Here is a 12,075-nt window from a genome sequence, read left to right on the forward strand (position 1 = left end):
GTCGCACGGTATCGGGGCACCCACCCGGGAACGGCCCCGTGACATCGACTCACGCCGATGGACAGCTATCGACTGAACAGAGCACCCTTGATCTGTGCGTAAAGCGAGTCACCACGGCCGGGATCGGTCATTCCGGCGAGTTCGCCCCAGGTTATCGGGAGGTCGGGGCGGAACTCGTGGGTGTAGCCGGGGATATCGGCGTCGATAAGATGGTAAGGTGGGTAGAGATCGAAGTTCTCGTATTTGCCGGTAAAGCGATACTGGCCGTGTCCGAGCACTTTGTATTCTGCGGGCGGTTCCATGCCCCGCATGAGATAGCAGTCGCGAATCTGACACCGCAGATTGTAGCTCAGATAGTCCCTGAACGGCGCGGGATCGACCAGCGGAGCCGGCAAAATATCGACGCAGGCATCCGGCTCTCTCTCCGGCCCATCACCGTGCCAGACAGTCCGGCGCTCGCCCCTCGCAACGTAGTATTCGATTCCGATCCCCGACACCGCCTCGATCTCCCCGGCAGCATCCAGATAGATCTCCTGTTTGTACCCGACCGCCCCCTCGGGCCCGATCTTTTCCGCAGGCAGTTCGTGCGGACGGCTCGTGTCCCCGATGTCTACCTCGGGATCGTCGTCGTAGTGGCTCAGACTTTGGTCCAAGAGCTCACCGAAGCACGTCTCGATCTCCCCGTCCGAGAGTCCCTCGAGCGCCTTCCGTACCTCTTCGAATCGATCTCCATCCAGATCCCACGGAATCGTGTCGTGCTCGGTCTCTCGAGCGACGTAATACTGGGCGTATCTGCGTGCATGCCCAACGTGTTCCCCCTCGCTATGGGTGCGTTCCGCCGGTTTGTCCGGGTAACCATCTTGTTCGTGGTACTTTATTTTGCCATTGAAGTCTATTTCAATGAGGTGCTCGATATCGTTGTTATCGATAACGCTTAGACCGATCCTGTCAGATTCCCCAGTTATGATTGCATCCATACCTGTTACCTCCTGCTCCTTGCGTCACCAGTCGACTCACCAAGCCCAGTGATATCGTCTATATCGAATTCCTGGTCAGTATTGAGACCGAGTCGGTCTCGCAAGAGCGATTGGACCTCGCCGGCGACGTGCTGGCCGAATTTCGTGGTGAGGACGGCCCCGAGCGGAACGCCAGCGAGGCCACCGGCCACTGCCCCGGCCGGTCCAGCTATCGCCCCGACTGCCGATCCAACCGTCCAGCCTTTGGTCATCCCTTTGATCGGGCTACTGGCCGCATCTTGCACCCGGCTGGCTACGTCGATATCGTGATACTCGAGCCACTCGGAGAGTCCGGCCGGGGTTTCGACGGACGTAACGACATCCAGGAGTTGCTCCTTGCTGAGCCGGTATCGTTTGCGTGTGGCGTCGTCGACTTTCTCCGTCCCGTTCTCGAGGAGAGTGCCGGCTTTGGCAACTACACCCTCGCCGGGATACCGCTGGACGTGGACGTCCGTCCCCATCCGATTCACGACCAGCGGTTCCTCACCCGATAATGCCTCAGTGGCCGCCTCGTCGGCTTCCCGCTCGAGTCGCGGACCAGAAACGGTCGTCGTGCAAGTATCAGCGACCGTCAGGATGCCCGTATGTACTGTCTCCATTTGAATCCCGAGTAGGTAGTAGGTGGTTTCAGCTGAACACGGATTAGACCGGAGCAACGTATCCGTCGATGTCGGCCTCGTGATCGAAGTACGGCTCGTAGAAATCGAAGTGGCGGTACTTGCCTGTATACTTGTACTGACCGTGCCCGAGGACGCGGTACGGCTCGGGCGGTTCCACACCCATCCCGATGAAGCAATCCCTGATCTGGCAGACCAGATTGTGACCGACGTGATAGCGGAACCGATCCCAGTCGTAGCTGGACGGCACGATCTCGAGGCGGGCATCGGGGTCGCGATCGAACGGATCGTCCCCCTCGATCGTCCGATCCTCGTTCGTGTCCTCGTAATACATGGTATCGATTCCGGAAACGCCTTCGATCGTGAGATCGGCGAAGGTCCCCTCGGACTCACCGCCGCCACCGACGAGAGCGGTCGCTTTCGAGACGAGCCCCTCACTCGTCGCCGTGGCTAACTCCTCGAGGTCCTGCTCCCCAAGGACGTCCGTCGCGGGTCGGGTGAGTTGGTCCTGAATCCCCTCGAGATCCTCCTCGAGGTAGATGTTCTGCTTGTAGATCAGGAACTCCTCGTTGTAGACCTCCGGTGGCAGATCGAGCGGCGGAACGATATCGGTCCGATCGTGACTGGCTGCCTGCTCGTACAGCGTCTGGAAGTACTCCGCGAACTGTTCGTCGCTGAGATCCAGCAGTGCCATCAAGACCGCAGCGATTCGGTCCGGGTTCTCGGCTGGCGGGAGCGTGTCGTAGCCCTTCTCCCGATAGACGTGATAGCGGGCGAATCGGCGAGCTTCAAATACACTCTCATGTTGGTAATTTGTTCGCTTTGTAGGCTCGTCGGGGTATCCATCTTGTGCGTGGCCAGTTATTTCACCGTCGTACCCCATCATAATCCGGTGTTCAACGCTGTTATTATCTACTACTTCTACACCCAGATCCGTCTCATCTTCACCAACAATGTTGACTTCCATTGAGATCACCAAAATTTCATCGACGAGTCGTTGGTTTCCCCACCATCCTCACGTTTTCCATCAGCATCATCATCGGCGCTGAAGACTCTATCTTTTATTCCACCGAGAGCGCTTTTGATACCTTCACTGGCGGTACCCACGCCAGCAGCCATCACGGCAGCAGCGATGGCAGGTGCAGCTACTTCGTGGTTGACTGCCGTCTCTTTCAGGGCATCCTGAAGCGCCCTGTTGTGCGAGTGCCGCCGCGGACGATGTCTCGTCAGTCTCTGATCGACGTGACCGAATTGCCACGAATCGTTCTTGTATGATATCTCCGTATAAGTGTTATAAATCTTGTTGGAACTAATTCAAAAGAAGACCGCAGGGACCGAGAATTGAGAGTCGTATCGATCTCTAGAATGTCGATTCAACGGGACAATGCACACCCATCTCCCCGTTTTCCATTAGATATAAGTCACAACATCTTGGATATTTGGCTGGAAGTTGTTCATTCTCGCTGATCTAGGAACTGGACAGCAGTACGTGATCCCGGTGAAAGCCACCCACGGACCGACGTTTGACTCCTGCTGACGGTCGGCCAGCAGGAGTCGCTCACTGTCTATACTGACGACTTTCGAGCGTGCGAACCGCTCGAAGATGACGAGGCATTCGACCGCCAATACGTCGACCACGGCGACGGCGAATACGCCGATGACAATCTGCACGTTAGCATCTACGAGAGCTACGCGTCGCTGACGCAATGGTGGCTCTCGTCCCAGCAAGTCATCTCCAAAGACAAGCTGACGCAATATCTCAGAGCGTTTCAACTACGACGAAAATTATATCGAAAACTAGGGTTAGAAGTACTCAGGCGCGGGTTTCAAGCGATGCTCTGAAATCAACAATGTGCTACGAAAGAGCGTCTCTAGAAATCAGTGGAACGCCTCGGCGTTCGGATTGTGGAACTCGGGATAGAAATCGATGTAGTCGTAGCCGCGGGCGGCCATGAATCGCCCCATCCCGATCACCTGAAACTCCTCTGGCGGGTGAACACCCATCTCGACGAACGAATCTCGAATCTGACAGCGCAGGTAGTGATCCATGAACGACTTGAAATACTCCAGATCCTGCGGATCGATCGGCAACAGTTCGATGACAGTGTCCGGGTCGCGTGCCGCCGGTGCGAGGTGGTCGTCGACAACTGCCAACTGTGCACCGTCGGGATACTTGACGTAGAGATCCGATGTCTCGTCGATGTAGGCTGCATCGCTGAGATTAAGGCCCGAATCAGCGGCCTGCGCCGCGAACTCACCCGAGAACTCTCCCCACGACTCGAGTTCGTGTTCGGATACGTCGGCGAGGTCGATCTCGGCAGCCGACTTCGTAACGTCGAGGTCGTGTTTCGACGCGAGTTGTGTTCCAAGGTCAGTTTCCAGCGGGTCTATTCCGAGATAGATATTCTTGCAGTAGATGCACGGATCGGTCGCTCCTGAGGGGACAGTCATCGCCGGCGAGGTCCCGCTTCCTTCCTCGAACTCGAGTTGCTGGTAGAGGTCGCCGAATAGCTCCTCAAACTCAGCGCGGTCCATCTCATTAATCGCTTGGCGAACGGCGTCGATTCGAACGGGATTCTCGGAGGGTGGAACCGTGTCGTAGCCACGTTCGACGAAGACATGGTACCGAGCGAAAGATCGTGCCTGTCGAATACGCTCGCTTTCTTCGTCAGTCTGGTTTACCGATTCATCGGGATACCCGTCTTGTTCGTGATAATATATTTCACCGTCTCTTTCCAACTCGATTAGATGCTCAACATCATCATTATCAATTACGCTCAGGCCAACAGCAAGGTCATCTTCCCCAGTTATTGTTGCCTCCATTTTTAATTACCCCCAGTAGTGCTTTGCGAAAGGCCGCGCGAGGGTCCTCCACCAGTCGAAGTATCGCCTGCTTTCTTCAGTTCCTTAACCTCTTCTTCGAGTTGCTGGTATTTCTGCTGAAGGTCAGCAACGGACGCAGCGTGCTCTTTTGGGAGCGTATAATCGGTTACCTGCTTAGCCATGTCACTGGCGGCTCCGCCGAGTATCTCGCCGCCCAGCGTTCCGCCGATCTGGTACCCAGCGGCAGCGCCCGCAGCGGTCCCAACCGGCCCGGCGAAACTCCCGACGGCTCCCCCGAGGATCGCACCGAGGCTTCCACCGCCGACCTTCCCGACGATTTTTCCACCTGCACCAGCGAGCGAGCCGATCGCGCCCTTGGTCATCGCCTGAGAGAGATCGCTCCCGACCGACCTCATCTTGCCCAGGAATCCACTGTTCTCAGCCGAGTTGCCTGACTGCTCGAGCGATCCGCGCGCAGTATCGCGTTCGGGACCGGCCGCAGTCGGATCTGATTCGGCCCGGTCTTCGACGTGGCCGCGATAGTAGTTGTCGACGATCTCGAGGACGTCGTCTTTGGTGACGTACTCGGCTTCGCCTTTGGCCGATCGCTGGACGTGAACGTCCGTTCCCATCCGGTTGATGGTCAGTGGCTCACCCGCCAACGCCTCGGTCGCCGCCTCGTCGGCTTCCCGCTCTAACTGCGGGTCGGGGTCGATCTCGAGGTCCGCATTCGATTTTGGCTTCATCGAGAGCGGTGCGCCGCCGTGTTGCTGTTTGACGTGGGCGAGTTCGTGGGCCAGCAGGTGTTGGCCGTCGGCCGACCGGGGATCGTACTCGCCCGAATTGAAGACGATCGCGTTGCCGCAGGTAAACGCCTTCGCGTCGATGGATTCGGCCGCTTGAGCGGCTTTCCCGCCGGTGTGGATGCGTACGTCCGAGAAGTCCGCGTCCATCCGTTCGCCGAGTTCGCGCTGGATCGAGAAGTCGAGGGGCATGCCGCCGCTGCCGATGACGTCCAGGACCTCGTCCTCGGTCGTGTCCGCGCCCTTGAGCGCGCGCTGATTCTGCTGTTCGGTTGAAGGCTGGGAAATCGGACCGAGACTGAGTAGGGCGTTTTCGTCGATCAGCGTAGGAGCTGTTGAGGCAGTGCCAGCGAGTGCGTTCCGTGGGGAAGTTGGCCGATTGGTCATCGTGGGCGATATCGTCGACCGAACGGTGCTCGAGCAGGGGATCGTTTTCGAGTGAATGGAGACAGTATTCGACGATTCGAGGTTGGAGTTAGAGCGGAACTGGCGCGCGGTAGCCGGGGATGTCGGCTTCCGGGTCCCAGTAGTCCGGATAGAAATCGAAGTGGCGGTATTTCCCAGTGTATTTGTACTTGCCGTGGCCGAGCGTCCGATACTGACGTGGCGGCTCGAGACCCATTCCGATGAAACAGTCTCGGATTTGACACAGGAGGTTGTGACAGAGGTAAAATCCGAAGACGTCCTCGTCAAATTGTGCCGGAATGAGTTCGATCGTCGCGTCGGGGTCGCGGTCGAAGGGGTCGGGTCCCTCGATCGTCCGGTCGTCGTTGGTGTCTTCGTAGTACATCGTATCGATCCCGGAGACACCCTCGATGGTGAGATCAACCGCATCGCTGGTGCCACTCAGCAGTGAGTGAACCGACGACATGAAGCCGCCGCTTCCAGTTCCCGAAATCGGGTTCCCGCCGCTCAGGAGGTCATCCATGGCATCCTCGTCGAGAATCTCGCTCGCCGGCTGTTGTAACTCCTTGCGGAACGTCTCCAAGTCTTCCTCGAGATAGACGTGCTGTTTGTAGACGAGTGCCTCCTGACTGTAGACCTCCGGGGGGAGGTCCAGCGGTGGCTCGATCTCCGGGAAATCGTGGCTCGCGACCTGCTCGAACAGCGTCCGGAAGTGGCGATCGAACGCCTCTTCTCCCAGATCGAGGATCGCTAGCAGGACGGCCGCGATCCGGTCAGGATTCTCCGTATTCGGGATCGTATCGTAACCTAGCTCTCGATAAACGTGATATCGGGCGAAGCGGCGGGCTTGAGCAGATCTTTCGTCTTCTTTGTTAGTACGATGTTTTGGATTATCTGGGTATTCTTGACATTGATGAGCAATAATTCTGCCATTGAATCCCACACCTATTCGATGTTCTGTACCATCACAATCTATAATTTGGGCTCCGAACCCATCTTCATTTTCCTTCTTTATTTTTGCATTCATTTTACCAAAGTAATCCTGAGTCATCATCTTTGTATTCTACATCTTCACGCTGGCCCTTTTCGTCGTCGTTGAAGATCGAAAGTCGATCTTTGAGACTCTTGAATCCGTCACCCAGTTTCTCGAGCATTCCCGCGCCGTCGATGGCCTGCTGGAGGCCGTAGGTGCCACCAGCGAGAACCGCTGTCAGGCCGGCAGCGGCCACGACATCACTGTTTTGAGCGAGCGTCGGCAAGAGTTCCATCAGCATCTCGTTGCCCGCGATGGCGTCACCGAGATCAGTCTCGGTCGCCGCTCGCGTCCCCGCGGTGATCCCACTGGCCCCGACAGCTGCAACGGCACCGGCCGTCTTGTCCGTCCAGCCGCTGTGCACTTCGTCCTCGAGCGCACGCAGGTTGGATTTCGTGTCCTGAATCTCCCGCTGATTTTGAGTGACGGTTTCCTGCAGGTCGACCACCGCGTCAGTAAGCGTATCGAGCCCCTCATAGGTCATCGACTCGGCGCTCTTCGCCACTCGCTGGACGTGAACGTCGGTCCCCATCCGATTGATCGTCAGTGGCTCACCGGCCAACGCCTCGGTCGCCGCCTCGTCGGCTTCTCGTTCTAACTGCGGGTCGGGATCGATCTCGAGAGCAGGAGCCATCAGAGACATGGGAAAAGTTAGTTAGACGTTCTCCCAGTCGATTTCGGCGTCGGGATCGTGATAGGGTTGGAGATAGTCGAAGTGCTGGTACTGCATCGTAATAAAGTCCTGCCCTGGGCCTTGGACCCGGAACGGTTCCGGCGGCGTCACACCGATGGACACGAAACAGTCCCGAACCTGGCACGTGATGTGCTGAATGATGTATTCTTGGAGGTCTTCGATCGAATCGGGATCGTATGGGACGATATCGAGGCAGCAGTCCGGTTCCCGATCGATATCCGGCAGTTGGTCCGGGTCTTCGTGAATCTGAGTCCCGATTCGCCACTTGGGATACACCGTCGGGGTAGCGTCGAGACACTGTTCCGGCTCGAGCGTCTCGCTGAGGTCGTCTTCGAGACCGTACTCGGCTGCAAGCGGCGCAAGCTGATCTAGAACTCCTGCCGCGCCGGTCTCCTCGTCCTCGAGCAGTGTCACAGCGTCACGAAGGTAGTCGGTCGCGTCTTCAGTGGACAACGTTTCGATGACTTCGGCCAGATCGGTGTCCTCGAGACCGAGATAGATCTCTTTGGCGTAGACCATGAACGCGTCCTCCATGACGGCGTCTTTCACGTGGACGACTGGCTCACCCGCTCCGGCGTGGCTTTTCAGTTGCCGGTAGAGGTCCCCGAAGTGGTGTTCGAACGCGTCCGCCGAAAGGGAGTGGATCACCATCGCCGTGGTGATTAGCCGGTTAGGGTCCTGCAGGCTGTCGCTGCTGGCTAACGTATTGTAGCCGCGTTCACGATAGACGTAGTACTTCGCGTACCGTGCAGCCTGCCCGACGTGTTTCCGTCCTTCCGGGGAGCGATTGTCCGGGTGGTCGGCATAAGCATCTTGATTATGGTGGTATATCTCACCATCCATTTCCATCTCTATCAAGTGCTCTTCTTCATTATTATCAATAACACTTAACCCAACGGCGATATCGTCTTCACCAGTGATAGTTGCCTCCATCCTTAGTCACCACCCGTGGTACTGTTAGAGAGCCCCCTCGAGTCGCCCTTTCCAGTCAGGTTAGCGTCCTCGACATCATCGAGTTGATGAGAGATCTGTTCGGCCAGATGTGGATTTTTGCCAAGCCGTTCGGCGAACTCCTCGCTGTCGGCGAGTGCCGTCCCGAGTTTGCCGGCGATGGCGTCGGGAACGCTGGTGTCGTCGCCGACGATTCCGTCAGAGGCAGCCCCGCGGAGCATCGGTGCGACGGTCGCCGTCGCGATTCCCGTCAGTGCGGCTGCCCCGACGGTGCCGCCACTCAGAACCGTTGCCAGTACCCCCGCACTAGCCAGTCCGCTCGCAACGAGGCCCTCGGTTGCATTTTTCGCTCCCTTCTCATCGAGGGGGTTGAGATTTGTGACCGCGTTCTGGAGTCGCTCCGTGATCGACTGGGACCCTTCGGCGGCCTCCTCGAGATTTACATCGATCGGCCCGTTTTCGAGGTTCGATAGCCTCTCGTCGTGATCATTGACGGTCCCTTTGACGTCTTTGATCTCCTCTTCGACGTCCTCAAGCCGGGAGTCGATGTTCTTCTTCCCGAGTTCTTGGCCAACCAATTTCCTAATTTGTGACGGTGTGTAGGCACCATCATCAGTGGACCGCTGAATCTGAATCTCTGCACCCATCCGATTGATGGTCAGTGGCTCACCCGCCAACGCCTCGGTGGCCGCCTCGTCGGCTTCCCGCTCTAACTGCGGGTCGGGGTCGATCTCGAGAGCAGGAGCCATCAGAGACATGGGAAGTGTTAGTTAGACGCTCTCCCAGTCGATATCAGCGTCGGGATCGTGATAGGGCTGGAGAAAGTCGTAGCGCTGGAACTGCATCGTGTTGATATCCGCGCCCGGTCCTTGGACGTGGAAGGGTTCGGGTGGCACCATTCCCATATGCACAAAGCAATCTCGTATCTGACATTTGATGTGCTGGACGACGTACTCCTGAAGGTCCTCGATCGAGTCGGGATCGTACGGAACGATTTCCAGACGGCAATCCGGATCGCCATCGATGTCCGGCAGTTGATCGGGGTCTTGGTGAATCCCCTTGCCGATCCGCCATCTCGGATAGACCGTCGGCGTTGCACGAATCCACTGCTCGGGATCGGTTTCATCGATGAACCCTTCTAAATCGTACTCCTCGGCTAGCGACGGGAACTTCTCGAGCAGACCGACCGATCCTGTCGGTTCGCTCTCGAGGAGCTCGGCAGCGTCTTGGAGGTAGGCGATGACATCCTCGTCCGTCAGCGATGTCGCCAACTCGGCCAACTCCTCGTCCTCGAGACCGAGATAGATCTCCTTAGCGTAGACGAAAAACGTGTCCTCTCGAATGTCGTCCTCGACGTGTACGACCGGTTCTTGATCGGTGTTGTGACTCTTCAGTTGGCGATAGAGATCACCGAAGTGATCTTCGAACGCGTCCGTCGAAAGCGCCGCAACAACTATGGCAGCGTGGAGAAGCCGGTCCGGGTTCTTGTCGACATCTAAAGTATCATATCCTCGTTCCCGATAGACGTAGTACTTCGCATATTGTTGCGCTTGTCCGACGTGTTTCATCCCTTCTGGTGAGCGTTCGTCCGGGTCGTCAGCATAAGCATCTTGATTATGGTGGTATATCTCACCATCCATTTCCATCTCAATCAAGTGCTCTTCTTCATTATTATCAATAACACTTAATCCAACGGCGATATCGTCTTCACCAGTGATAGTTGCCTCCATCCTTAGTCACCACCCGTGGTACTGTTAGAGAGCCCTCTCGAGTCATCCTCACCAGTCTGGCTCCCGTACGTTACATCATCGAAGTGGGTGGCAAGTTGCTTGGCAAGTGCAGAATTTTTGCCAAGTCGTTCGGCGAACTCCTCGCTGTCGGCGAGTGCCGTCCCGAGTTTGCCGGCGATGGCGTCGGGAACGCTGGTGTTGTCGCCGACGATTCCGTCAGAGGCAGCCCCGCGGAGCATCGGTGCGACGGTCGCCGTCGCGATTCCCGTCAGTGCGGCTGCCCCGACGGTGCCGCCACTCAGAACCGTTGCCAGTACCCCCGCACTAGCCAGTCCGCTCGCAACGAGGCCCTCGGTTGCATTTTTCGCTCCCTTCTCATCGAGGGGGTTGAGATTTGTGACCGCGTTCTGGAGTCGCTCCGTGAGCGACTGGGACCCTTCGGCGGCCTCCTCGAGATTTACATCGATCGGCCCGTTTTCGAGGTTCGATAGCCTCTCGTCGTGCTCATTGACGGTCCCTTTGACGTCTTCAGGATCGAAGTCCGATAGCTTCTGGTCGTGATCATTGACGGTCCCTTTGACGTCTTTGATCTCCTCTTCGACGTCCTCAAGCCGGGAGTCGATGTTCTTCTTCCCGAGTTCTTGGCCAACCAATTTCTTAATTTGTGACGGTGTGTAGGCACCATCATCAGTGGACCGCTGAATCTGAATCTCTGCACCCATCCGATTGATCGTCAGTGGCTCACCCGCCAACGCCTCGGTGGCGGCCTCGTCGGCTTCCCGCTCTAACTGCGGGTCGGGGTCGATCTCGAGGTCCGCATTCGATTTTGGCTTCATCGAGAGCGGCGCGCCGCCGTGTTGCTGTTTGACGTGGGCGAGTTCGTGGGCCAGCAGGTGTTGGCCGTCGGCCGACCGGGGATCGTATTCGCCCGAATTGAAGACGATCGCGTTGCCGCAGGTAAACGCCTTCGCGTCGATGGATTCGGCCGCTTGAGCGGCTTTCCCGCCGGTGTGGATGCGTACGTCCGAGAAGTCCGCGTCCATCCGTTCCCCGAGTTCGCGCTGGATCGAGAAATCGAGGGGCATACCGCCGCTGCCGATGACATCCAGGACCTCGTCGGGGACCTCGTCTTCGGTCGTGTCCGCGCCCTTGAGCGCGCGCTGGATGTTCTCCTCGCGGATCGAGAAGTCGTCGTCCCCGAGAGCGGGGACGGCGGCCGGGTGCTCGACTGCGCCCGGATGCTCGACAGCGTCCGGGTACTCAACGGCGGCCGGATGCTCGACGACATCCGGCCGGTCGACCGCATCCGGGTGCTGCTTGCGCGTCCGCTGGACCGAACTCGTCGTCGTTGTGGTCCTGCTCGAGGATTCGGATTCCGCCTCGGATTCGGCCTCGGACTCGCGGTTCGACCGGGTGCGCTTCTTATGTCCCATCGCTGTTCCCTCCCCGCCCGCCGTAGCGGACCATCGCGGGTCCGTCGTGGAATCGACGGCTCATTTGCTTCCACTTGCTCCTATCATAGTATAATACTTTCTCTCCGCGTAGTACACGGGGTGACACCCGTTGAAGAATCGACGCCGAGATATCGGTCCGCCGAGACTGCTCGACTCGAGGCGAGGTCGGGGTCGTATCCGCCGTGTGAGGCGTCAGCAGTCGAGACGGCGGCGGAGAGGGCTGGAAGCGTCCGCGATCGTCACGGCCGGGATCGATGTCGACGGGGGGAGGAGGAGTCGGGTCCGGCCGTGGGTCGCGGTCCAGCGCAGCGGTCCGGATCGGTCGCCGCCATGACGCGGCCGCTCGAGCGAGCGCGGCGAGGTGCACCCTCGCCGGTTTCGCCGCCGTCCGAGCCAGCCGACAGGGCTATCGCTCCCGGTCGGAAATGACTCGAAAACGCACCTCGGACGCACCGCTCTTCGTCTCGAGCGAACGGACTGTCGGGCGAGACGTTTATGTCTCGGGAGCGGATACGCAAGCATGGCTTCGACCTTTCCGGGTTGGAAGCC

Annotated in this window: 11 protein-coding genes and 1 pseudogene; 1 reads left to right on the forward strand and 11 read right to left on the reverse strand. The window is 58.2% G+C overall.

Annotation, left to right across the window (positions count from 1 at the left end):
• Nucleotides 1-65: 65 nt before the first annotated feature.
• From FGF80_RS00535 to FGF80_RS00545, 3 genes are read right to left on the reverse strand one after another with little or no spacing between them, the layout of a single operon-like run.
• Nucleotides 66-977 (reverse strand): hypothetical protein, encoded by a 912-nt coding sequence (locus FGF80_RS00535; protein ID WP_138651565.1) that lies wholly within the window; start codon nucleotides 975-977, stop codon nucleotides 66-68.
• Nucleotides 978-982: 5 nt separating this feature from the next.
• On the reverse strand, nucleotides 983-1,615 hold the full coding sequence (locus FGF80_RS00540; protein WP_238705320.1) for a hypothetical protein: 633 nt from the start codon (nucleotides 1,613-1,615) through the stop codon (nucleotides 983-985).
• 43 nt (nucleotides 1,616-1,658) lie between these two features.
• Complete coding sequence (locus FGF80_RS00545) at nucleotides 1,659-2,600, reverse strand: hypothetical protein (protein WP_138651567.1); 942 nt, start codon at nucleotides 2,598-2,600, stop codon at nucleotides 1,659-1,661.
• 483 nt (nucleotides 2,601-3,083) lie between these two features.
• Here FGF80_RS00545 and FGF80_RS19450 point away from each other — a divergent pair.
• A pseudogene (locus tag FGF80_RS19450) lies at nucleotides 3,084-3,475 on the forward strand (IS1595 family transposase); the annotation flags it as partial.
• Between the two features lie 36 nt (nucleotides 3,476-3,511).
• On the opposite strand, the gene FGF80_RS00560 reads toward FGF80_RS19450, so the two are convergent.
• The 8 genes from FGF80_RS00560 to FGF80_RS19465 all read right to left on the reverse strand — a co-directional run bounded on the left by FGF80_RS00560 (nucleotide 3,512) and on the right by FGF80_RS19465 (nucleotide 11,505).
• Nucleotides 3,512-4,456 (reverse strand): hypothetical protein, encoded by a 945-nt coding sequence (locus FGF80_RS00560; protein ID WP_138651570.1) that lies wholly within the window; start codon nucleotides 4,454-4,456, stop codon nucleotides 3,512-3,514.
• 2 nt (nucleotides 4,457-4,458) lie between these two features.
• A complete protein-coding gene (locus FGF80_RS00565) occupies nucleotides 4,459-5,646 on the reverse strand; it encodes an eCIS core domain-containing protein (protein ID WP_202978779.1) in 1,188 nt (395 codons plus the stop codon).
• A gap of 88 nt (nucleotides 5,647-5,734) precedes the next feature.
• A complete protein-coding gene (locus FGF80_RS00570; RefSeq protein WP_138655418.1) occupies nucleotides 5,735-6,691 on the reverse strand; it encodes a hypothetical protein in 957 nt (318 codons plus the stop codon).
• A gap of 1 nt (nucleotide 6,692) precedes the next feature.
• The gene (locus FGF80_RS19455; RefSeq protein WP_238705322.1) at nucleotides 6,693-7,331 is read right to left on the reverse strand and encodes a hypothetical protein; all 639 of its coding nucleotides are present in this window, start codon (nucleotides 7,329-7,331) and stop codon (nucleotides 6,693-6,695) included.
• A 21-nt stretch (nucleotides 7,332-7,352) separates the two neighbouring features.
• Nucleotides 7,353-8,324 carry a hypothetical protein gene (locus tag FGF80_RS00580; RefSeq protein ID WP_138651572.1) on the reverse strand — a complete coding sequence of 324 codons (972 nt, stop codon included), beginning with the start codon at nucleotides 8,322-8,324 and terminating at the stop codon, nucleotides 7,353-7,355.
• 2 nt (nucleotides 8,325-8,326) lie between these two features.
• Nucleotides 8,327-9,091: a hypothetical protein gene (locus FGF80_RS19460; protein WP_238705323.1), complete on the reverse strand. Its 765-nt coding sequence runs from the start codon at nucleotides 9,089-9,091 to the stop codon at nucleotides 8,327-8,329.
• 21 nt (nucleotides 9,092-9,112) lie between these two features.
• Complete coding sequence (locus FGF80_RS00590) at nucleotides 9,113-10,072, reverse strand: hypothetical protein (protein ID WP_138651574.1); 960 nt, start codon at nucleotides 10,070-10,072, stop codon at nucleotides 9,113-9,115.
• Between the two features lie 2 nt (nucleotides 10,073-10,074).
• Nucleotides 10,075-11,505, reverse strand: coding sequence for an eCIS core domain-containing protein (locus tag FGF80_RS19465; protein ID WP_238705324.1), 1,431 nt, complete (start codon nucleotides 11,503-11,505; stop codon nucleotides 10,075-10,077).
• Nucleotides 11,506-12,075 lie beyond the last annotated feature (570 nt).

Origin of the sequence: Natrinema pallidum (genome assembly GCF_005890195.1) — an archaeon.
Taxonomy (GTDB): Archaea; Halobacteriota; Halobacteria; order Halobacteriales; family Natrialbaceae; genus Natrinema; species Natrinema pallidum.